20 protein-coding genes and 2 tRNA genes are annotated in these 22,244 nt (G+C 69.4%); 14 read left to right on the top strand and 8 right to left on the bottom strand.

The genetic code is table 11. The features are described 5' to 3' along the window. Positions 1-106 precede the first annotated feature (106 nt). Genes ACZ3IJ_RS14255 through rpmH form a run of 5 tightly spaced genes read right to left on the bottom strand, consistent with a single transcriptional unit; the run spans position 107 to position 2,791 of the window. Entirely contained in the window at positions 107-619 is a 513-nt protein-coding gene (locus ACZ3IJ_RS14255) for a Jag family protein (RefSeq protein ID WP_391800052.1), read from the bottom strand. A 13-nt stretch (positions 620-632) separates the two neighbouring features. Next, positions 633-1,934, bottom strand: a complete 1,302-nt coding sequence (yidC, locus tag ACZ3IJ_RS14250; protein ID WP_467468012.1) for a membrane protein insertase YidC — start codon at positions 1,932-1,934, stop codon at positions 633-635. Positions 1,935-1,937: 3 nt separating this feature from the next. Continuing rightward, positions 1,938-2,264 carry a membrane protein insertion efficiency factor YidD gene (gene yidD / locus ACZ3IJ_RS14245; RefSeq protein ID WP_352187225.1) on the bottom strand — a complete coding sequence of 109 codons (327 nt, stop codon included), beginning with the start codon at positions 2,262-2,264 and terminating at the stop codon, positions 1,938-1,940. Beyond that, positions 2,261-2,632, bottom strand: coding sequence for a ribonuclease P protein component (gene rnpA, locus ACZ3IJ_RS14240; RefSeq protein ID WP_361670128.1), 372 nt, complete (start codon positions 2,630-2,632; stop codon positions 2,261-2,263). Before rnpA ends, yidD begins: the two co-directional genes overlap by 4 nt. 21 nt (positions 2,633-2,653) lie before the next feature. Next, a complete protein-coding gene (gene rpmH, locus ACZ3IJ_RS14235; protein ID WP_060891143.1) occupies positions 2,654-2,791 on the bottom strand; it encodes a 50S ribosomal protein L34 in 138 nt (45 codons plus the stop codon). Between the two features lie 384 nt (positions 2,792-3,175). On the opposite strand from rpmH, the gene dnaA reads away from it, so the two are divergent. The 11 genes from dnaA (at position 3,176) to ACZ3IJ_RS14180 (ending at position 17,719) form a co-directional block, all read left to right on the top strand. Continuing rightward, positions 3,176-5,002 (top strand): chromosomal replication initiator protein DnaA, encoded by a 1,827-nt coding sequence (dnaA, locus tag ACZ3IJ_RS14230; protein WP_467468010.1) that lies wholly within the window; start codon positions 3,176-3,178, stop codon positions 5,000-5,002. An 828-nt stretch (positions 5,003-5,830) separates the two neighbouring features. Beyond that, a complete protein-coding gene (dnaN, locus tag ACZ3IJ_RS14225) occupies positions 5,831-6,961 on the top strand; it encodes a DNA polymerase III subunit beta (protein WP_383166701.1) in 1,131 nt (376 codons plus the stop codon). Between the two features lie 109 nt (positions 6,962-7,070). Continuing rightward, on the top strand, positions 7,071-7,949 hold the full coding sequence (gene gnd / locus ACZ3IJ_RS14220) for a phosphogluconate dehydrogenase (NAD(+)-dependent, decarboxylating) (RefSeq protein ID WP_383224318.1): 879 nt from the start codon (positions 7,071-7,073) through the stop codon (positions 7,947-7,949). A 56-nt stretch (positions 7,950-8,005) separates the two neighbouring features. Further along, complete coding sequence (gene recF, locus ACZ3IJ_RS14215; protein WP_391800055.1) at positions 8,006-9,127, top strand: DNA replication/repair protein RecF; 1,122 nt, start codon at positions 8,006-8,008, stop codon at positions 9,125-9,127. Continuing rightward, positions 9,124-9,687: a DciA family protein gene (locus tag ACZ3IJ_RS14210; RefSeq protein WP_467468007.1), complete on the top strand. Its 564-nt coding sequence runs from the start codon at positions 9,124-9,126 to the stop codon at positions 9,685-9,687. The genes recF and ACZ3IJ_RS14210 overlap by 4 nt, the downstream gene beginning before the upstream one ends. A 486-nt stretch (positions 9,688-10,173) precedes the next feature. Further along, positions 10,174-12,222 carry a DNA topoisomerase (ATP-hydrolyzing) subunit B gene (gene gyrB, locus ACZ3IJ_RS14205; RefSeq protein WP_467468005.1) on the top strand — a complete coding sequence of 683 codons (2,049 nt, stop codon included), beginning with the start codon at positions 10,174-10,176 and terminating at the stop codon, positions 12,220-12,222. Positions 12,223-12,263: 41 nt separating this feature from the next. Further along, positions 12,264-14,870: a DNA gyrase subunit A gene (gyrA, locus tag ACZ3IJ_RS14200; protein WP_467468003.1), complete on the top strand. Its 2,607-nt coding sequence runs from the start codon at positions 12,264-12,266 to the stop codon at positions 14,868-14,870. Between the two features lie 3 nt (positions 14,871-14,873). Continuing rightward, positions 14,874-15,539 carry a DUF3566 domain-containing protein gene (locus ACZ3IJ_RS14195; RefSeq protein WP_467468002.1) on the top strand — a complete coding sequence of 222 codons (666 nt, stop codon included), beginning with the start codon at positions 14,874-14,876 and terminating at the stop codon, positions 15,537-15,539. A gap of 96 nt (positions 15,540-15,635) precedes the next feature. Then, positions 15,636-15,709 (top strand) — tRNA-Ile (locus ACZ3IJ_RS14190). Between the two features lie 144 nt (positions 15,710-15,853). Further along, entirely contained in the window at positions 15,854-15,988 is a 135-nt protein-coding gene (locus ACZ3IJ_RS14185; RefSeq protein WP_003958712.1) for a DLW-39 family protein, read from the top strand. A gap of 324 nt (positions 15,989-16,312) precedes the next feature. Continuing rightward, entirely contained in the window at positions 16,313-17,719 is a 1,407-nt protein-coding gene (locus tag ACZ3IJ_RS14180) for a hypothetical protein (RefSeq protein WP_467468000.1), read from the top strand. Between the two features lie 61 nt (positions 17,720-17,780). On the opposite strand, the gene ACZ3IJ_RS14175 is transcribed toward ACZ3IJ_RS14180, so the two are convergent. Next, on the bottom strand, positions 17,781-19,115 hold the full coding sequence (locus tag ACZ3IJ_RS14175; RefSeq protein WP_467467998.1) for a serine/threonine protein kinase: 1,335 nt from the start codon (positions 19,113-19,115) through the stop codon (positions 17,781-17,783). 55 nt (positions 19,116-19,170) lie between these two features. Then, positions 19,171-19,719 carry a helix-turn-helix domain-containing protein gene (locus tag ACZ3IJ_RS14170; protein ID WP_352187237.1) on the bottom strand — a complete coding sequence of 183 codons (549 nt, stop codon included), beginning with the start codon at positions 19,717-19,719 and terminating at the stop codon, positions 19,171-19,173. A gap of 129 nt (positions 19,720-19,848) precedes the next feature. Here ACZ3IJ_RS14170 and ACZ3IJ_RS14165 point away from each other — a divergent pair. Continuing rightward, a tRNA-Ala gene (locus ACZ3IJ_RS14165) sits at positions 19,849-19,921 on the top strand. Between the two features lie 316 nt (positions 19,922-20,237). Beyond that, positions 20,238-20,603, top strand: a complete 366-nt coding sequence (locus tag ACZ3IJ_RS14160; protein WP_467467997.1) for a DUF6344 domain-containing protein — start codon at positions 20,238-20,240, stop codon at positions 20,601-20,603. Between the two features lie 101 nt (positions 20,604-20,704). Here ACZ3IJ_RS14160 and ACZ3IJ_RS14155 read toward each other — a convergent pair whose 3' ends face one another. Then, positions 20,705-21,457, bottom strand: coding sequence for a DUF5324 family protein (locus ACZ3IJ_RS14155; RefSeq protein WP_467467995.1), 753 nt, complete (start codon positions 21,455-21,457; stop codon positions 20,705-20,707). A gap of 168 nt (positions 21,458-21,625) precedes the next feature. On the opposite strand from ACZ3IJ_RS14155, the gene ACZ3IJ_RS14150 reads away from it, so the two are divergent. After that, positions 21,626-22,153, top strand: coding sequence for a peptidylprolyl isomerase (locus ACZ3IJ_RS14150; RefSeq protein WP_383166763.1), 528 nt, complete (start codon positions 21,626-21,628; stop codon positions 22,151-22,153). The last annotated feature ends 91 nt before the right edge of the window (positions 22,154-22,244 follow it).

The raw sequence follows: 22,244 nt of genomic DNA, 5'->3' as shown, positions 1-22,244 counted from the left end.
CCTTCCGCACCGCACCCGTGGGTGCGAGCGCACTGTGGTGGCTGACTATCAGGCTGACAAGATCGGCCCCGCCTGCGAGCAGACGGGGCCGACACTGCGAGGGGGGTCAGGCAGGGAGTACGACGACGAAGCGCTGCGGCTCCTCGCCCTCGGACTCGCTGCGCAGACCGGCGGCGGCGACCGCGTCGTGCACGACCTTGCGCTCGAACGGGGTCATCGGGTCCAGCTTGACCGGCGCACCGGTCGACTTCACCTCGGACGCGGCCTTGGCACCGATCTCGGCGAGCTCGGCACGCTTCTGGGCACGGAACCCGGCGATGTCGAGCATCAGCCGGCTGCGGTCACCGGTCTCCCGGTGCACAGCCAGGCGGGTCAGCTCCTGGAGCGCCTCCAGCACCTCGCCGTCACGGCCCACGAGCTTCTGCAGGTCACGGGCGCTCGAGTCACTGACGATCGAGACCGCGGCCCGGTCCGCCTCGACGTCCATGTCGATGTCGCCGTCCAGGTCGGCGATGTCGAGCAGACCTTCGAGGTAGTCGGCCGCGATCTCACCCTCCTGCTCCAGGCGGGTCAGGGTGTCGCCACCCTCAGCGGCGGCGGAGGTGGTGCCTTCCGTCACGGATGGTCTCCTTCTACTTCTTGGACGACGGGTGCTTCGGGCGCTGCTGGCCCTTGCGCTGACCGGACTTGCCCTGGCGGGAGCCGCCGGAGTTGGCCCGGCTCGGCCGCGTGGGCTTGTCGCCCTGCGCCGAGTCCTCGGCCTTGTCCTGGGGCTTCTTCTCCAGCGAGGTGGTGGGCTCCTTGGCGACCTCGCCGGAGTCGGCGGTCTCCTCGGCGTCCTTGGCCTGGGCGTGCTGCGCCGCGGCCTGGCGCTGCGCCTTGGTCTGACGCTTGGGCTGCTGACGCTTGGCCGCGGCACCGCCCTCGACCTCGGCGGCGACGGCGTCGCCCTTGATCACGGTGCCGTCGGCCTGGGCGGCGAAGCCGGCCTTGGCCAGACCCGCGAAGAAGCGGCGCTCGTTCTCGTTGCGGTCGCTGCCCTTGGCCACGATCGCCTTGACCACGCTCTTCCGGCGACGGCCGCGGACCTCACCATGCGCCCCGACGCTCTTCAGCAGTCGCTGGAGGTAGGCGTCCTGGGCCTTGCTGCCCGGGGTGGGGTTCTGGTTGATCACGTACATCTGCTGGCCCATGGTCCACACGTTGGTGGTCAGCCAGTAGACGAGGACACCGACGGGGAAGTTGATGCCCATGACGGCGAAGATCAGCGGGAAGATGTACATGAGCATCTTCTGCTGCTGCATGTACGGGGTCTTCACCGAGAGGTCGACGTTCTTCATCATCAGCTGGCGCTGCGTGTAGAACTGCGAGGCCGACATCATGACGATCATGACCGCGGTGACGATGCGGACCGAGGTCAGCGACGCGTCGAGAGCGGCGACCTCGGCGGCGCTGTCCGTGAAGGTGGACGCCAGCGGAGCGCCGAAGATGTGCGCCTGACGGGCGCTGTCCAGCAGCGACTGGTTGATGACACCGATCGTCTTGCCCTCGGCGATGTGCGAGAGCACGGCGTACAGGGCGAAGAAGAACGGCGACTGCGCCAGGATGGGAAGGCACGAGGAGAGCGGGTTGGTACCCGTCTCCTTGTACAGCTTCATCATCTCTTCGGACTGACGCTGCTTGTCGCTCTTGTAGCGCTCCTGGATCGCCTTCATCTTCGGCTGGAGCGCCTGCATGTTCCGCGTCGACTTGATCTGCTTCACGAAGAGCGGGATCAGGCAGATACGGATCAGCACCACGAGGGACACGATCGACAGGCCCCAGGCCCAGCCCGTGTCAGGGCCGAAGATCGCCCCGTACAGCTTGTGGAACTGGACGATCACCCATGAGACAGGTGTGGTGATGAAGCTGAAAAAATTGGCAATCGTGTCCACTAATCAGGCTCCTTGAGCATTGGGCGAAGTCTCTGCGGCCGGGCTCGTCTCGGCGGGGGACCCGCCCTTGTCGCCACGCAGTGCGTTCCGCAGCAGTTCATGCCAGCGAGGACGCTTGCGCGGGGGTACGTGGTCCACGCCGCCGGGCGACCACGGATTGCACCGCAGGATGCGCCAGGCGGTCAGGGCCGTGCCCTTGATCGCGCCATGCCGGTCGATGGCCGTGAATCCATAGTGGGAACACGACGGGTAGTACCGGCAGACGGGCCCCAGAAGGGGGCTGATCGTCCACTGGTACAGCTTGATGAGAGCCAGCAGCGGGTACTTCATCGCGCGCCCCCTCCGAGGAGCCGCTGAAGCGCGGCGTCGAGGTCTCGGGCCAGCTGTGCGTGATCGGCGTCACCGGCTCCGGGCAACGCCCGTACGACCACCAGGCTACCGGGGGGCAGCTCGGACAGTCGTTCGCGGACGAGATGGCGCAGGCGTCGCTTCACCTGGTTGCGTACGACGGCACCGCCCACGGCCTTGCTCACGACGAAACCCGCACGCGTCGGGGGAGCGCTCTCCCCAGGCGCGTGCGGGTCCGTTGCACCGCTGCGTAGGTGGACGACGAGGAGCGGGCGACCAGCCCGGCGCCCTCGTCGTACCGCGGTTGCGAAGTCCTCGCGCCGCCTCAGCCGATTCTCGGTAGGCAGCACGTCATGACCTGTTTAAGCGGATCAGGCGGACAGGCTCGAGCGACCCTTGGAACGGCGGTTCGCCAGGATGGCGCGACCGGCACGCGTACGCATGCGCAGGCGGAAGCCGTGGGTCTTCGCGCGACGACGGTTGTTCGGCTGGAAGGTGCGCTTGCTCACTCGGGGGCTCCAGAAATGATTCGTAGATGGCGGGACATCGCCTGGCTGTCACCGTGCGCCCACGAGTAGCTCGCAATACGCCCGAGTGCACCGCTTCACGATCACAGACCGTGATCTTTGCCCATCGGAGGCAGGCGGCAGCAGCCATCGACAACTCGACCTGGTTACGGTACGCGCGGCTACGCCATCCGGTCAAACCGACCGATCGCCGGGGTCCATTGTGCACAGGCTGTGGACAACAACTTGAACCAGGTCATCCGCCGCGACTACCGTGGCTGGACTCTTCTCAATCTTTTTTCCGTTCTGTCCTTACCTGTCCTGACGGACATCGACCCACCGTCCCGAGAACCACACGTTCGTGGGACCAACGAGGAAGCGTGCCCTGTGGCTGACGTACCTGCCGATCTTGCCGCAGTATGGCCACGCGTGCTCGAGCAGCTCCTCGGAGAAGGCCAGCAGGGCATCGAGCCCAAGGACAAGCAGTGGATCGAGCGCTGCCAGCCTCTCGCACTCGTGGCCGACACCGCACTCCTCGCCGTCCCCAACGAATGGGGCAAGCGCGTCCTCGAAGGGCGCCTCGCCCCCCTCATCAGCGAGACCCTCAGCCACGAGTGCGGCCGCCCGATCCGGATCGCGATCACCGTCGACGACTCCGTCGGCGAGCCGACCCCGCCCGCACCCCCGATCCAGCAGCAGCCGCCCCGCTACGACGAGCGGCCGCCGGCGGAGACGTACGAGAAGTACGACGGCTACGGCCACCGGCCCCTGCCGGACGACGGCCTGCCCACCGCGCGCCCCGCGTACCCGGACTACCAGCAGCAGCGCCCCGAGCCGGGCTCCTGGCCGCGCAGCCAGGAGGACCTCGGCTGGCAGCAGCCGCGCCTCGGGTCCTTCCAGGAACGCGACCCGTACACCGGCCCGCGCCCCCAGCAGCCCCAGCAGCCCCGCTACGACGAGCGCCCGTCCGCCTACGACCAGCCCCAGCGGCCGGAGCGGGCCGAGCTGCCCGACCCGCCGCGCCCCGGTACCGGTCCGCGGCCGGGCGGCCCCGGCGGACATGGCGGACATGGCGGACACGGCGGTCCCGGCGGACACGGTGGCTCCGTGTCCGGTCACGGCGGCGGAGGCGCCGGCGCGGCCTCCGGGCAGGGTGCCGGATCCGGCGGACCGAACGAGCAGCACGCGCGTCTGAACCCCAAGTACCTCTTCGACACCTTCGTCATCGGTTCGTCGAACCGGTTCGCGCACGCCGCCGCCGTCGCGGTGGCCGAAGCCCCGGCGAAGGCGTACAACCCGCTCTTCATCTACGGGGAGTCGGGACTCGGCAAGACGCACCTGCTCCACGCGATCGGTCACTACGCGCGCAGCCTGTACCCCGGTACGCGCGTGCGGTACGTGAGCTCCGAGGAGTTCACCAACGAGTTCATCAACTCGATCCGCGACGGCAAGGGCGACACCTTCCGCAAGCGCTACCGCGACGTGGACATCCTGCTGGTCGACGACATCCAGTTCCTGGCGAGCAAGGAGTCGACGCAGGAGGAGTTCTTCCACACCTTCAACACGCTCCACAACGCGAACAAGCAGATCGTTCTCTCCTCGGACCGGCCGCCCAAGCAGCTGATGACCCTGGAGGACCGGCTCCGCAACCGCTTCGAGTGGGGCCTGACCACCGATGTGCAGCCGCCCGAGCTGGAGACGCGCATCGCGATCCTCCGCAAGAAGGCGGTGCAGGAGCAGCTCAACGCCCCGCCGGAGGTACTGGAGTTCATCGCCTCCCGCATCTCGCGGAACATCCGTGAGCTGGAGGGGGCGCTGATCCGTGTGACGGCCTTCGCGAGCCTCAACCGGCAGCCGGTCGACCTGGGGCTGACCGAGATCGTCCTCAAGGACCTGATCCCCGGCGGCGAGGACTCGTCGCCGGAGATCACCGCGCCGGCGATCATGGCGGCCACGGCGGACTACTTCGGTCTGACGGTGGAGGACCTCTGCGGATCCTCCCGCAGCCGCGTGCTGGTGACGGCCCGGCAGATCGCCATGTACCTGTGCCGTGAGCTGACCGATCTGTCACTGCCGAAGATCGGCGCCCAGTTCGGCGGCCGCGACCATACGACCGTGATGCACGCGGACCGCAAGATCCGCGCGCTGATGGCCGAGCGGCGCTCCATCTACAACCAGGTCACCGAGCTCACCAACCGCATCAAGAACGGCTGAGAGAGCCGCTCCGCACCGTCCAGGGGCGCTCCGGGACACCTCCCGGAGCGCCCCTTCGCATGCCCGGAGGGGGTCTCCGGCGTGGTCCACACGTCTGTGCACAGGCCGGGCTGTTCGATTTCCCGGCAGCGGTGGCGCGTTCTCCACAGATTGCGGGATGATCTTCCGTCCACAGGGTGGGGACTGCGGAGTTATCCGGATCCTCTCCACAGGCCGGGCGGGGAGGGGATCAAGATCCCAGGTCAGAGGGGTGTGGATTTGTTGGCAACCTTGATCCACAGGCTGTGGACGAATCTTTCGTCCACAGGGGCTCTCGTTGGTTGTCCACTGGCAACCCACAAGGACGGCTCTGTTGCCCACAGGTTCTCCACACCCCTGTCCACTGTTCGGCAACGAAACGCCCGGGGTCACCGCGTCGAGTGAAAGCGGTCACACCGAGGAGGACGGTTGGGCTGTGGGGAACGTGGGTAAAGCTGGGGACAGCGCTGGGGAGAAGTCCCCGTGGCCTGTGTATCGGGTGTGCAGAACTTTCGGGTGTCCACAGAGAACCCCTGTTGTCCACCGGTTCCACCCACAGGGGCAGTGGACAAAAAACCGGGGTTGACCTGCGCATACGGCGTTATCCACGGTTTCCACAGGCCCTACTACTACTCCCACCTAGAGTTAGCCCGGAATCCGCTTCGAAGTGGGACCTGTGCACAACTCGGCGCCGGAGCCTCATCGCCCTCTTGTCGCGACTTGACCCCGAGCCGCACCGAGTGTCGGCGGCGTACGTCAGACTGGTTCCCGCAGTCGACGAAGAGCCAGCAACAGCAGGAGGCGGTTCCGGTGAAGATCCGGGTGGAGCGCGATGTACTCGCGGAGGCGGTGGCCTGGGTGGCCCGCAGCCTTCCGGCCCGTCCGCCGGCGCCCGTACTCGCGGGCCTTCTGCTGAAGGCCGAGGACGGTGCGCTGAGCTTCTCGAGCTTCGACTACGAGGTCTCGGCCCGTGTCTCCGTCGAGGCGGAGATCGAGGAGGACGGCACCGTCCTGGTCTCCGGCCGCCTGCTCGCCGACATCTGCCGCGCCCTCCCCAACCGTCCCGTGGAGATTTCCACAGACGGTGTACGGGCGACCGTGGTCTGCGGGTCCTCCCGCTTCACCCTCCACACCCTGCCTGTGGAGGAGTACCCGGCCCTGCCGGAGATGCCCACCGCGACCGGCACCGTGCCCGGTGAGGTCTTCGCCTCCGCCGCCGCACAGGTCGCCATCGCCGCCGGCCGTGACGACACGCTGCCCGTGCTCACCGGTGTGCGCATCGAGATCGAGGGCGACACGGTCACCCTGGCCTCCACCGACCGCTACCGCTTCGCGGTCCGCGAGTTCCTGTGGAAGCCCGAGGCCCCCGACGCCTCCGCGGTCGCCCTGGTGCCCGCCAAGACCCTCCTGGACACCGCCAAGGCGCTCACCAGCGGTGACACCGTCACCCTCGCGCTCTCGGGCTCCGGCAAGGGCGAGGGCCTGATCGGCTTCGAGGGCGCCGGCCGCCGCACCACCACCCGGCTGCTCGAGGGCGACCTGCCGAAGTACCGGACGCTCTTCCCCACCGAGTTCAACTCGATCGCGGTGATCGAGACCGCGCCGTTCGTCGAGGCCGTCAAGCGAGTGGCCCTGGTGGCCGAGCGCAACACCCCGGTCCGGCTCAGCTTCGAGCAGGGCGTGCTGATCCTGGAGGCCGGCTCCAGCGACGACGCACAGGCTGTGGAGCGTGTGGACGCGCAGCTGGACGGCGACGACATCTCGATCGCCTTCAACCCGACGTTCCTGCTGGACGGCCTGAGCGCGATCGACTCCCCGGTCGCCCAGCTCTCCTTCACGACGTCGACCAAGCCCGCGCTGCTGAGCGGCAAGCCGGCCGTCGACGCGGAGGCCGACGAGGCCTACAAGTACCTGATCATGCCGGTGCGTCTCAGCGGCTGAGTGTGCTCGGGTGGCCGTCGACTGAGCGGCTGACCCCACAGGTGTGCACGGGGGTCCGGGCGTAGGCTCGGACCCGGGTACACCGCACACGACGCTTAAGGAATCTCTGATGGAGCTCGGTCTCGTCGGTCTCGGCAAGATGGGCGGCAACATGCGTGAGCGCATCCGCCGCGCAGGCCACACCGTCATCGGATACGACCGCAATCCGGACCTCGCCGACGTCCACAGCCTGGAAGAGCTTGTGGGCAAGTTGAAGGGTCCGAGGGTCGTGTGGGTCATGGTCCCGGCCGGTGCCGCGACCCAGTCCACGGTCGACGAGCTGGCGAACCTGCTCTCCCCCGGCGACATCGTGGTGGACGGCGGGAACTCCCGCTGGACCGACGACGAGAAGCACGCCGAGGAGCTCGCCGCCAAGGGCATCGGCTTCGTCGACTGCGGTGTCTCCGGCGGCGTGTGGGGCCTGGAGAACGGCTACGCGCTGATGTACGGCGGCGACGCCGAGCACGTGGCGCGGGTCCAGCCGGTCTTCGACGCGCTCAAGCCCGAGGGCGAGTTCGGCTCCGTCCACGCCGGCAAGGTCGGCGCGGGCCACTTCGCGAAGATGGTCCACAACGGCATCGAGTACGCGATGATGCAGGCGTACGCCGAGGGCTGGGAGCTCCTGGAGAAGGTCGACTCCGTCACCGACGTCCGCGAGGTCTTCCGCTCCTGGCAGGAGGGCACGGTCATCCGTTCCTGGCTGCTCGACCTGGCGGTCAACGCGCTGGACGAGGACGAGCACCTCGACCAGCTCCGGGGTTACGCACAGGACTCCGGCGAGGGCCGCTGGACCGTGGAGGCCGCCATCGACAACGCGGTGCCGCTGCCGGCGATCACCGCGTCGCTGTTCGCGCGGTTCGCCTCGCGTCAGGACGACTCCCCGCAGATGAAGATGATCGCCGCGCTGCGCAACCAGTTCGGTGGACACGCGGTCGAGTCCAAGAAGTAGTCCACAGGCTGTGCACCTCCCGGTGCACAGCAGCCGGGGGAAGGTCGGCGCACACCATGCACGTCACGCATCTGTCGCTGGCCGACTTTCGCTCCTACGCCCGGGTCGAGGTCCCGCTCGACCCGGGCGTCACCGCTTTCGTGGGAGCCAACGGCCAGGGCAAGACCAATCTGGTCGAGGCCGTCGGCTATCTCGCCACCCTCGGCAGCCATCGCGTCGCCTCGGACGCCCCGCTCGTGCGGATGGGGGCGGAGCGGGCGATCATCCGGGCCGCGGTCACCCAGGGCGAGCGCTCCCAGCTGGTCGAGCTCGAACTGAACCCGGGCCGTGCCAACCGCGCCCGTATCAACAGGTCCTCGCAGGTCAGACCCCGTGACGTACTGGGGATCGTGCGGACGGTGCTGTTCGCTCCGGAGGACCTGGCCCTGGTCAAGGGCGACCCCGGCGAGCGCCGGCGCTTCCTCGACGACCTGATCACGGCGCGCGCGCCGCGCATGGCGGGCGTGCGCTCCGACTACGAGCGGGTCCTCAAGCAGCGCAACACGCTGCTGAAGTCGGCGGCCATGGCACGGCGGCACGGCGGCCGCGGCATGGACCTCTCGACGCTCGACGTCTGGGACCAGCATCTGGCGAGGGCGGGCGCCGAGCTGCTCGCGCAGCGGCTGGATCTGATCGGTGTGCTGCAGCCGCTGGCCGACAAGGCCTACGAGCAGCTGGCGCCCGGCGGAGGACCGATCCTGCTGGAGTACCGGCCGTCCGCGCCGGGCCCCGGGCACACCCGGGAAGAGCTGTACGAGCAGCTGATCGCCGCGCTCGCGGAGGTGCGCAAGCAGGAGATCGAGCGGGGTGTGACGCTCGTCGGCCCGCACCGCGACGAACTGGTGCTCAAGCTGGGCGACCTGCCGGCCAAGGGGTACGCGAGCCATGGGGAGTCCTGGTCGTACGCGCTGGCGCTGCGGCTCGCCTCGTACGACCTGCTGCGGGCGGAGGGCAACGAGCCGGTGCTCGTCCTCGACGACGTCTTCGCCGAGCTGGACGCCCGGCGCCGGGAGCGGCTCGCGGAGCTGGTGGCCCCGGGCGAGCAGGTGCTGGTGACGGCGGCGGTGGACGACGACGTTCCGGGGGTGCTCGCCGGGGCGCGGTACGGGGTCGCGGACGGGGCGGTGGAGAGGCTGTGAGCGAGAACACGAGTTCCGAGGCCGGCCAGGGCGGCCCCGCCCCCAGGACGCCCGAGCCCTCCGGCGTGGACCTCGCCCGGGTGGCGCTGCGCGCCGCCAAGGAACAGGCGAAGGCGCGGGGCGCGGCGGCCCAGCAGAAGAAGCAGGCGCGGCGGGGCGGCGGGCTGCGCTCGGGCGCGCACGCCGACGGGCGGGACCCGATCGGCCTGGGCGCCGCGATCAACCGGCTCATCACCGAGCGTGGCTGGGAGACGCCCGCTGCGGTGGGCGGGGTCATGGGGCGCTGGCCGCAGATCGTGGGCGAGGACCTGGCGAACCACTGTGTGCCGCTGAAGTACGACGAGGATCCCGAGGAGCGGGTGCTCACCGTGCAGTGCGACTCGACGGCGTGGGCGACGCAGCTGCGGCTGCTGGCGCCTCGGCTGGTGGCGCGGCTGAACGAGGACCTGGGACACGGGACGGTGCGGGTGATCAAGGTCCTGGGGCCGGGGGCGCCGCGCAAGGGGTACGGACCGCTGCGGGCGCCGGGGTCCGTGGGGCCGGGGGATACGTACGGCTGAGGCGCCGGGCAGCGGGGCGCGGGGCAGCGGAGCGGTGGGCCCCGCGGTGCGCGCCCGCGAAAGGTGCCGGTCCTGTGCGCTGTGCGCACCAGGCCCCCGGACTCCGCCTGCGCACCAGCCCCCGGACTCCGCCTGCGCACTCCCCCCTCGGACTCCGTCCGAGGGGGACGGCACGGCCCGGCGGAACGTCTGTCCACAGCGGCTCGGGGTGGGCGCCGCACGTTTGTCCACAGCGGGATGCACCCCCTGCGGACGATTGCCCACAACCGGTCACGTCCCGAAGCGCTGGGTGGCCGTCAGGGGCTTCTGGAGCCCCTCCCCGGATATGGGGAGTCGTCTCGCTCCCGCCCAGGGCGGCACATGCGGACTCAGGTACCGGCAAACCCCCATTCGTGTCAGCGCTACCGGTAGACTGGTAGACAATCCCGCCACCCCGCGGAACAAGTCGAACGACGCAGCCGCTCCCGTATGCCCGGAGAACGGCCTGTGCTGTGCCAGAAAGGGCGCTTCGTGGCCGATTCCGGCAACCCCAACGAGAACATTCCGTCCGCCAACGCTGCGTCGTACGACGCCAGCGCGATCACCGTCCTCGAGGGTCTGGACGCGGTCCGCAAGCGACCCGGCATGTACATCGGGTCGACCGGTGAGCGCGGCCTGCACCACATGGTGCAGGAGGTCGTGGACAACTCCGTCGACGAGGCCCTGGCCGGCCACGCGGACACCATCGACGTGACGATCCTGGCCGACGGCGGCGTGCGCGTCGTCGACAACGGCCGCGGTATCCCCGTCGGCATCGTCCCGTCCGAGGGCAAGCCGGCCGTCGAGGTCGTGCTGACGGTCCTCCACGCGGGCGGCAAGTTCGGCGGCGGCGGCTACGCGGTCTCCGGCGGTCTGCACGGCGTGGGCGTCTCCGTCGTCAACGCCCTCTCCACCAAGGTCTCGGTGGAGATCAAGACCGACGGTCACCGCTGGACGCAGGACTACAAGATGGGCGTCCCGACCGCGCCCCTCGCGCAGCACGAGGAGACCGACGAGACCGGCACCTCGGTCACGTTCTGGTCCGACCCGGACATCTTCGAGACGGTCGAGTACTCCTTCGAGACGCTCTCGCGCCGCTTCCAGGAGATGGCCTTCCTCAACAAGGGCCTCACCATCGCCCTCACCGACGAGCGCGAGTCGGCGAAGGCGACCGTCGGCGCCGACGACCCGGACGCCGAGGCGGCCGCCGAGCCCACCGCGCGCACGGTGAAGTACCACTACGAGGGCGGCATCGTCGACTTCGTGAAGTACCTCAACTCGCGCAAGGGCGAGCTGATCCACCCGACCGTCATCGACGTCGAGGCCGAGGACAAGGAGCGCACGCTCTCGGTCGAGATCGCGATGCAGTGGAACTCGCAGTACAGCGAGGGTGTGTACTCCTTCGCGAACACGATCCACACGCACGAGGGCGGTACGCACGAGGAGGGCTTCCGGGCCGCGCTGACCGGTCTGGTGAACCGCTACGCGCGGGAGAAGAAGCTGCTGCGCGAGAAGGACGACAACCTCACGGGTGAGGACATCCGCGAGGGTCTGACGGCGATCATCTCGGTCAAGCTGGGCGAGCCACAGTTCGAGGGCCAGACGAAGACGAAGCTGGGCAACACGGAGGCCAAGACCTTCGTCCAGAAGATCGTCCACGAGCACCTCAACGACTGGTTCGACCGCAACCCGGTCGAGGCGGCGGACATCATCCGCAAGTCGATCCAGGCGGCCACCGCGCGCGTGGCGGCCCGCAAGGCGCGCGACCTGACCCGCCGCAAGGGCCTGCTGGAGTCGGCGTCCCTCCCGGGCAAGCTGAGCGACTGCCAGTCGAACGACCCCACCAAGTGCGAGATCTTCATCGTCGAGGGTGACTCTGCCGGCGGCTCGGCCAAGTCAGGCCGCAACCCGATGTACCAGGCCATCCTGCCGATCCGCGGCAAGATCCTGAACGTCGAGAAGGCGCGGATCGACAAGATCCTGCAGAACACCGAGGTCCAGGCGCTGATCTCGGCCTTCGGCACCGGAGTCCACGAGGACTTCGACATCGAGAAGCTCCGCTATCACAAGATCATTCTGATGGCGGACGCCGACGTCGACGGTCAGCACATCAACACCCTGCTGCTGACCTTCCTCTTCCGCTTCATGCGACCGCTGGTCGAGGCCGGGCACGTCTACCTCTCCCGTCCGCCGCTCTACAAGATCAAGTGGGGCCGGGACGACTTCGAGTACGCGTACTCGGACCGTGAGCGCGACGCGCTGGTCGAGCTGGGCAAGCGGAACGGCAAGCGGATCAAGGAAGACTCGATCCAGCGCTTCAAGGGTCTGGGCGAGATGAACGCCGAGGAGCTGCGTGTCACCACGATGGACGTGGACCACCGTGTCCTCGGCCAGGTGACGCTGGACGACGCGGCCCAGGCGGACGACCTGTTCTCGGTGCTGATGGGTGAGGACGTCGAGGCCCGGCGTTCGTTCATCCAGCGCAACGCCAAGGACGTTCGCTTCCTCGACATCTGAGTCGGTCTCAGCTGACCGTACGAAAGGACTGACGACCAGCAATGGCCGACGAGAACCCCCCTGTGACCACCGAAGAAGAAGAGCCGGTGCTGCGGATCGAGCCCGTCGGGCTCGAGACCGAGATGCAGCGCTCGTACCTCGACTACGCGATGTCCGTCATCGTGTCGCGTGCGCTGCCCGACGTCCGTGACGGCCTCAAGCCCGTCCACCGTCGCGTGCTGTACGCGATGTACGACGGCGGCTACCGGCCCGAGAAGGGCTTCTACAAGTGCGCCCGCGTCGTCGGCGACGTCATGGGTACGTACCACCCGCACGGCGACTCCTCCATCTACGACGCGCTCGTCCGACTCGCCCAGCCCTGGTCGATGCGGATGCCGCTGGTGGACTCCAACGGCAACTTCGGTTCCCCGGGCAACGACCCGGCCGCGGCCATGCGGTACACCGAGTGCAAGATGATGCCGCTGTCGATGGAGATGCTCCGGGACATCGACGAGGAGACCGTCGACTTCCAGGACAACTACGACGGCCGGAACCAGGAGCCGACGGTCCTGCCGGCGCGCTTCCCGAACCTGCTGGTCAACGGATCGGCCGGGATCGCGGTCGGTATGGCGACCAACATCCCGCCGCACAACCTGCGCGAGGTCGCGGCCGGTGCCCAGTGGGCGCTGGAGCACCCCGAGGCCACGCACGAGGAGCTGCTCGACGCGCTCATCGAGCGGATCAAGGGTCCGGACTTCCCGACCGGTGCGCTGGTCGTGGGCCGCAAGGGCATCGAGGAGGCGTACCGCACCGGTCGCGGCTCCATCACGATGCGCGCGGTCGTCGAGGTCGAGGAGATCCAGAACCGCCAGTGCCTGGTGGTCACGGAGCTTCCGTACCAGACCAACCCGGACAACCTCGCGCAGAAGATCGCCGACCTGGTGAAGGACGGCAAGATCGGCGGCATCGCCGACGTCCGCGACGAGACCTCGTCCCGCACCGGACAGCGTCTGGTCATCGTGCTCAAGCGCGACGCCGTCGCCAAGGTCGTCCTCAACAACCTGTACAAGCACACCGATCTGCAGACGAACTTCGGCGCGAACATGCTGGCGCTCGTCGACGGCGTGCCGCGCACGCTCTCGCTGGACGCGTTCATCCGCCACTGGGTGACGCACCAGATCGAGGTCATCGTGCGCCGGACCCGCTTCCGGCTGCGCAAGGCCGAGGAGCGCGCCCACATCCTGCGCGGTCTGCTCAAGGCGCTGGACGCGATCGACGAGGTCATCGCGCTCATCCGGCGCAGCGACACGGTCGAGGTCGCGCGCGAGGGCCTGATGGGTCTGCTGCAGATCGACGAGATCCAGGCGAACGCCATCCTCGAGATGCAGCTGCGCCGGCTCGCCGCCCTGGAGCGCCAGAAGATCGTCGCCGAGCACGACGAGCTGCAGGCGAAGATCAACGAGTACAACGCGATCCTCGCCTCCGAGGAGCGTCAGCGGCAGATCGTCAGCGAGGAGCTGGCGCTGATCGTCGAGAAGTTCGGCGACGACCGCCGCTCCAAGCTGGTGCCCTTCGACGGTGACATGTCCATCGAGGACCTGATCGCCGAGGAGGACATCGTCGTCACCATCACGCGTGGCGGCTATGTGAAGCGGACCAAGACCGAGGACTACCGCTCGCAGAAGCGCGGTGGCAAGGGCGTGCGCGGGACGAAGCTGAAGCAGGACGACATCGTCGACCACTTCTTCGTCTCCACCACCCACCACTGGCTGCTGTTCTTCACCAACAAGGGCCGGGTCTACCGCGCGAAGGCGTACGAGCTTCCGGACGCCGGCCGGGACGCCCGCGGCCAGCACGTCGCCAACCTGCTGGCCTTCCAGCCGGACGAGCAGATCGCCGAGATCCTGGCGATCCGCGACTACGAGGCCGCGCCGTACCTGGTGCTCGCCACGAAGGCCGGTCTGGTGAAGAAGACCGCGCTGAAGGACTACGACTCGCCGCGTTCGGGCGGTGTCATCGCGATCAACCTCCGCGAGGCGGAGGACGGCAGCGACGACGAGCTGATCGGCGCCGAGCTCGTCTCGGCGGAGGACGATCTGCTGCTCATCAGCCGGAAGGCGCAGTCGATCCGGTTCACCGCGACGGACGACGCGCTGCGTCCCATGGGACGCGCGACGTCGGGTGTCAAGGGGATGAGTTTCCGCGAGGGCGACGAACTGCTCTCGATGAATGTCGTCCGGCCCGGTACGTTCGTCTTCACCGCCACCGACGGTGGGTACGCGAAGCGGACCAACGTCGACGAGTACCGCGTCCAGGGTCGCGGTGGCCTCGGTATCAAGGCCGCCAAGATCGTGGAGGACCGTGGTTCGCTCGTGGGCGCGCTGGTGGTCGAGGAGACGGATGAGATCCTCGCCATCACGCTGTCCGGCGGTGTGATTCGCACGCGAGTCAACGAAGTCAGGGAGACCGGCCGTGACACCATGGGCGTCCAGCTGATCAACCTGGGGAAGCGGGATGCCGTCGTGGGCATCGCGCGGAACGCCGAGGCGGGCAGCGAGGCCGAAGAGGTCGAAGCGGCCGGCGCCGAGGTCGGCGAAGGCGTCGAGGCCGCGACCGCGGTCGAGGCAGCCGAGGGCACCGAGCCCTCGGCCGGGGAGCACGAGGAGTAGAGCGTGAGTGGAGCCACGGGCGCGGGTTCGGCGGCTGCCGGAGCTGCTGCTGGTGCCGGAGCGAACGGTGCCCGTGGCTCCGCCACGGACTCCCAGGGGGTTGCGGTGACGGACACCCGAGGGCAGGGGCCCTCGTACGAGACGTACAACGGGCCGCTGCCCGGCGATCGCGCCGGCGCGCAGCAGCAGAGCGGGCCGTACCACCCGCCGCAGGCGTACGGCGCTCAGGCGCCGGCCGCCGGCGGTCAGAACACCGGCGCGGTGCGCCGCCCGCGTACGGGGGCCCGCACCACGCCCCGTACGCGCAAGGCGCGGCTGCGGGTGGCCAAGGCCGATCCGTGGTCGGTGATGAAGGTGAGCTTCCTGCTCTCCATCGCGCTGGGCGTCTGCACGGTCGTGGCGGCCTCGGTGCTGTGGATGGTCATGGACGCCATGGGCGTCTTCTCGACCGTCGGCGGCACGATCAGCGAGGCGACGGGCTCGAACGAGTCCAACGGCTTCGATCTGCAGTCGTTCCTCTCGCTGCCTCGGGTGCTGATGTTCACCTCGGTGATCGCCGTGATCGACGTGGTCCTGATGACCGCGCTGGCGACGCTGGGCGCGTTCATCTACAACCTGTCGGCCGGTTTCGTGGGCGGTGTGGAGCTGACGCTGGCCGAGGACGAGTGAGGCGCGGGGGGCCTTCCGGAACCGATTTTGGGACTGGCCCCCACGTGCGCTAATCTTCAGGAGTCAGCGCGCGGGACACACACCGCAGAGCGCGGCGGGGCTATAGCTCAGTTGGTTAGAGCGCATCCCTGATAAGGATGAGGCCACAGGTTCAAATCCTGTTAGCCCCACAGACAGATCGGCCCGAACGGTTCACCCGTTCGGGCCGATTGCTTTTCGCGCGACCGGCCCTGCCTAGGTCACCGATCGGTATCGGTCGGTGTGTAGAGTGGGCGTCAGAAGTCTCCTACGTCAACGAAAGACGAGGTCGCGCGGTGAAGAAGCTTCTCCTGGTCGCACTGGCCGCCATCGGCGGGCTCCTCGTGTACCGCCAGATCCAGGCGGATCGCGCCGAGCAGGATCTGTGGACGGAGGCGACCGACTCCGTGCCCGCAGGTTCGGGTGTCTGAGTCGCAGACAGTCTGAGGGCGAAGCCCCGGCCGCGTTCGCGCGGCCGGGGCTTCGTGCTGTTCCGGGGCCGTGACGCCCCCCTCTTGAGTTCACGCCAGCGAATAACTACGTTGCTATAGCAAAACGTGCGGCGACCGTGGCGGAACGGCGGGGCAAGCGAGGCGAAGCCTCGGTACGCGCAGACAGCGGAGGGACGGGCGGGGCAGGATGGACCGTCACCGGGGCCACCCTCGCGGGCGGCGGGGCCGTCGTACTGATCGCGGGGGCGGTGTTCTCGTGAGGCGGGTACGGGGCGGGACAGCGACGGACACGAGGAGAGGCGCGTGAGGACGCAGCGCGTGGAGACGACGCGACGGGGGGCGAGGCGGACGGCCGGGGCGCTCGTCGCGACGGCGGTGCTCACGGCGGCGGCGCTGCTGCCCGGGGCGGCGCTGCCGGGGACGGCATGGGCCGCGGGCGGGGGCTCGTACGGCTTCGACGGCGGGGCCACACCGATCAAGGGCGCGGCCACCAGCCTGGACGCCCGGCAGTTGAAGGCCGGCCAGAGCTACCGGGACAGCATCAAGAAGGACGGCAGGCTCTATTACCGGGTCGACCTCGACGACAAGCAGAACGCGTATGTGTCGGTGGTCGCCGTGCCGAAGGCCGGAGGCACGGCGGAGTACGGCGACGGCATCAAGGTCAGCCTCCAGGACGGCTCCGCGGCGCAGTGCGGCTACCAGGACTCCTCCTTCGAATCCGCCGCGTTCACCCGGCCCATCACCGCCTACGCCCACCGCACGATCGAGGCCGACAGCTCCACCTGCCAGCAGGCCGGCGCCTACTACGTGCTGGTCGAGCGGACCTCGAAGGCCGTCACCACGCCCGACGACTGGGAGCTGGAGATCCGCTACGTCACCGAGCCCGGCGTCAAGCAGACCGGCCCCACGGAGCTGCCGGAGAACTGGCCCTCCGCCTCGCCCCCGCCGCCCGCCGGCGGCCCGCAGAAGCGGCAGGGCGGCGCGGGGTTCCACGACGCCGTCTCGCTGAAGCAGGGCGAGTGGCGCGCGGACATCAGGCCCGGGGAGACGCTGTTCTACCGGGTGCCCGTCGACTGGGGGCAGCAGATCTTCGCCACCGCCGAGCTGGGCAGCAGCGCCACCGGTGCCACCGAGTACATCGGCAACGCGCTGGTGCTCTCGCTCGACAACCCGGCGCGCGGCCACGTCGACCAGGACACGGTCAGCTACGACGGCAAGCCGGCGACGCTGGCCCTCGACCCGCACCGGCCGGTCGCCTTCGAGAACCGCTGGTCCTCCAACAGCTACACCAACGCCCTGCGGTTCGCGGGCTGGTACTACCTGTCGGCGACGCTGAGCCCGGAGGTCGCCAAGGCGTACGGGGACAAGCCGGTGCCGCTGTCCCTGCGAGTGAGCGTCACCGGCACGGCGAAGGCGGGGCCCGCGTACGACGGGGACTCCGGGCCGTTCAAGGTGACCGCCGACGACAGGGAGGCGGCCGCCAGCGGCGCGAGCGGGCCGCAGGCGGAGAAGAGCGACAGCATGGCCCTGGTCGCGGCGGCCGGCATCGGTGCCGGAACGGTCCTCGTCGCCGGGCTCGGTGTGTGGACGCTCGCCGCGCGGCGCAGGGCCGCCCGGGACGCGGCCCGGGGCGGTCCGCTGGGCGGTGCGGACGGTCCGGGCGGTCCGCAGGGCGGCCCGCCGCAGTTCGGCCCGCCGACGGCCTGGTAGGGGTCGTCACGTCCGTGTGACGGGCCTCAGGTCTGGGCCGGGCTCAGGTCTGGGACGGGCCTCAGGTCTGGGTCAGCGCCCAGATGCCGACGGCGAAGCAGACCAGCGCGACGAAGAGCACCGGGATCGCCACCTTCGGGGGCGGTCCCGGCCGCTTTGCCGGGGCGGACGGTGTCACCTGGGCGGGAACCTGACCGGCCTGAGCGGTGTATTGACGAGTAGAAGGCTGGTGGAAGGCCGCGGCCGTCGAGGCCTGGGCGAAGTCGGGCGCGGCGGCGTGATGGGGGGATGCCGTGTGCGCGGATGCGGGGACCGGGGGCTGCGTGGGGGCGGCGACCGGCTGAGGAGGCGGCGGGGGCAGATGGAAGCTGCCCGTCTCGGAGGGGCTCGGCGGCTGCTGCACGGGCTGTGCCGTCGGCTGCTGCCGGGCCTGGTCCTGCGGCTGTACGGGTACGTGTGCGGGGGCGGCCGGGCGAGGCTGGGGCTCGGGGGTGGCCTGGGCCTGCGGCTCGGGGGCCACTGGGCCGTTCGGGCCGAATCCGGCGGGCAGCGGGCCGATCTGGTCGAAGACCTCGACCGACTCCTCGTCCGGGCGGGGCTCGGGCAGCATCTCGACCGCCGAGGTCAGCGCCTTCCGTACGCCCGTGGCCGTCCTGAAGCGGGCCTGCGGATCGGGCTGGAGCAGGCCCGCGAGCACCTGCCACAGCGGCTCGGGGATCCCCTCCGGGGCTCCCGGCGTCCCGTGCGCGAGGAAGTGCTCGATCAGGGCGCGGGAGTCCGGCTTCTGGCCCTGGAGCAGATAGAGCGCGACCAGGCCGACCGCGAAGAGGTCGGCCGGGAAGTCCGGCTCCGCGCCCAGCATCTGCTCGGGCGCGAAGTAACCGGGCGTCCCCACCACGTAGTTGGTCTCGGTGAGGCGGGGCTCGCCCTTGCGCATCGAGATGCCGAAATCGGAGAGCCGCAGGTGCGGCCGGCCGGTTCCGGTGACGTCGAGCAGGATGTTCGCCGGCTTGATGTCGCGGTGCACGACCCCCTCCGCGTGCACCGCGGCCAATCCGGCGAGCAGCTGGTCCAGCAGCGTGCAGACGAAGCGCGGCGGCAGCGGCCCGTAGTCGCCGATGACGTGCGCCAGAGACCCGCCGGCCACCAGATCCATGGTGAACAGCACCTTGTCGTCGTCGGCGGCCCAGCTGGCCGGCGCGAGGACATGGGGATGATCGATCCGGAGGGCCTGCTCCCGGACGAAGCGGAGCAGCGTGTGGGCATCGCTCTGCTGGAGCACCTTGGCCGCCACGTACCGACGGCGCCGGTGGTCCCAGGCGCGCCAGACGGCACCGACCCCACCGCGTCCGATCGGGTCGATCAGCTCGTACCGACCAGCGAAGACCTCACCCATTGCGCTGCGCCCGCTCCCCGTTCCGGGTCCGTCCGACCGGACCGGCTGCTCTGCGTCAGTTCTGGTGCGACTCGTAGTGCGCGACCGCGTCGGCTGTGCGCCCGGCGCCGTACACCCGGAGGAACTCTGCCAGCTCCGGGTGGGCGGGGGCGAGAGAGTCGGCGGCATCGATGATGTCGCCCGCGGCCGCGACGGAGCGCAGCAGCGACTGGATCTCGCGGACCACGCGGCGCACGGTCGGCGCGCCCGAGCTGGTGGTGGTCTGGCTGGTGCCGGTGAGGACGGAGCCGCCCTGGGACTTCTTGATCTCGTCCATCCGGTCCGTGGCCTCGGCCGCGCTGACGCTGCCGTCGGCGACCAGACCGGCGAGCTCCTGCAGTGCCTGGACACGCTGGACGACGGCCGGGTTGCCGATCTTGGCCCGCTGGCCGCTCATCAGTTGGGAGAGCATCGGTGCGGACAGTCCCAGTACAGCCGCGAGCCGGGCCTGATTGAGGCCGAGATCGTCGATCAGCCGACGGAAGAGCGCCCCCAGCGGCTCTCCGTACCAACTGCGCTGAAGCTCGCGGGCTCTTGCCGTGGCTTCCTGCTGTACTGCGTCCATTGCTTCTCCCCATCCCTTGGGTTCGCCACTGCGAACCCCGGTCAGCATCTTACGGAGCGTGGTCGTCCACCGGGAGTCCCAATCCTTTTGCGGGAAAGAGGGGGTGACCCGGTACTCTGTTCTCGTTCCGGGGCCTTAGCTCAGTTGGTAGAGCGCTGTCTTTGCATGGCAGATGTCAGGGGTTCGACTCCCCTAGGCTCCACCGGACAAGCCCCTCCGAACCGTGTCAGCGCGGTTCGGAGGGGCTTTCGTCGTTCCGCCCGGGCAGGTATATGTCATGCACCTGACAAAAAGGTCGCCGGTGCGCGACGTGCGGCGCCACGACGTACGGCGCCACGGAGCTCGCGGCGGCCCACTGAGCCGTCCGAGTGGTGTTCATCGGAAGAACTGCGCGGTGGCGGCGTAGCTCCGGGAAATCCGGATCCGCGTCCCCATCATGAGGAAGGTACGAAAAGCGCGCAATCCGAAATGAACCATCCGAGAACACCACGAACGTAACGTCACGAAAGTGAGGGGCCATGGCCACCGCCAAGGTCAAGCAGTTCTGGACCGCCTTCATCTCCGTACTCTTCGCCCTGCTCGCCTCCGTCGGCCTGGCGTCCACCGCCGCCGCGCAGGCTCCCACCGTCCAGCAGCCCGAGGAGCCGGCCACGGGCACCGCCACCGGGGCACGCCCGACCGCGGCCGTGCCGACACAGAGGTCGGCGTATCAGTGGCCCACCGTCCGCGAGCGCTCCCTGCCGCCCACGATCAAGCAGCGCATCCGGGCCGAGGCCCACAACTCCTCGCCCTCCGTACGCCACCTGCGCGCCGACACGTCGGCCGAGACCGAGCTCGCGGACCAGACGGAGCTGTCGGACCGGGCGCTCGCCGCAGCGGCGTAGGGCGTGAGGAGTCGTTGCACTGCTCCCCGCGCGCTACGCCGCGGCGGACCCGGTACGACCGGCCCGACGGCCCGGCCGGAACGCCGAGCGGACCTCGCGGTTCAGCGACGATCGTCGCGATCCGTATCCGTCTCGATGTCGGCCTCGGCCTCCTTGGCCTCCACCTCGGGATCGAGAGCCCCACTGCCGTCGACGGACGACAGCGGCGACGTACGGGACGACGGTTCCGGCACGGCCTCATCGACCTCGGTAGGAGCGGGCGGTTCGACCAGCCAGTCCGGGTTGGCCTGCTTGTCCCACCACTTCCACGCGACGAAGAGACCCGTGGCCACCACGCCGAGGACAGCGAGTCCCTTGGCGAGACGACCGGCCCGGGCCCGACGCTCGTGCTTCCGCACGAGCTTCTCGATCTCCCTCGGTGTCACCTGACCGCGCAGCGCGGCCCAGGCGGCCACCGAACGTGAACCGGCCTCGTCCAGAACGGGTCCGGTGGCGGCGACCGCTTGTTCCACACGCGGAACCGTGTAGTCCGCCGCCTGACGGGCGGCCTTGCGGGTCACCACCGCGGCACGATGCGCGGCCTCGTCGACCCGAGGCGGTACATGCGGTGCGACATGGCAGTCGTACTGCACACGAGCTTGCTTGCGGGCCTGCTGAGCGGCCTGCGAGACCTTCGGCGCTAGCTTGACGCGTGCTTCGTGCGCATAGCGCGCGGCCTGGTCCTTGGCCGTGCCGGCGTACTGGGCGGCCTGCTCCTTGGCCGTGTCGGCATAAGGCGCCACCACTTCCGCGGCGTGCAGCACGCTGTCCTTGGCCGAATCGGTCGCGGCGCGCACGCTGTCCATCCGGGTCACGGCATCCTCCTACTCGGTGGCGGTGTCGGTATTTCGCCTTTCCACCCTTTTCGAAATCATGCCTGCCGGAACGCGGTACGGCATGCGGGGCTGGCATCCGGGGCATGGCCACGACGCTTCCGTGCGAGGATGCGATGCGCGTCAGTGGAGACTTACGGAAGGCGGACCGTGGCCGAGCAGCTCTACGCCACTCTCAGGACCAGCCAGGGCGACATCGAGATTCGGCTGCTGTCGAACCACGCCCCGAAGACGGTCAGGAACTTCACGGAACTCGCCCAGGGCGAGCGGGAGTGGACGCATCCGGCCACCGGCACGGTCGCCGCGGACCGTCTGTACGACGGCACCGTCTTCCACCGGGTCATCGAGGGCTTCATGATCCAGGGCGGGGACCCGCTGGGGAACGGTACCGGCGGGCCGGGGTACGAGTTCGCCGACGAGTTCCACCCCGAGCTCTTCTTCGACCGCCCCTACCTGCTGGCCATGGCCAACGCGGGGCCGGGCACGAACGGCTCGCAGTTCTTCATCACGGTCGGCGCCACGACGTGGCTGAACCGTAAGCACACGATCTTCGGCGAGGTCGTCGGCGCGGCGAGCAAGAAGGTCGTCGACGCGATCGCCGCGACGCCCGTCAACCCGAACACCAAGCGGCCGCTCGACGACGTGGTCCTGGAGTCGGTCGTCATCGAGACCCGCTGACCGGTCGCCGCCCCGGCGGGGCCGCCCGCCGCCGCCCCCCGCGGAACCGCCCACGCGGGGAACCTTTCCGCCCCGCCCGTCCGTACAGGTG

This window comes from Streptomyces sp. NPDC013317 (assembly GCF_055563155.1).
Note: the sequence above shows the minus strand (reverse complement) of the source record. Positions and strands in the feature narration are given on the sequence as shown.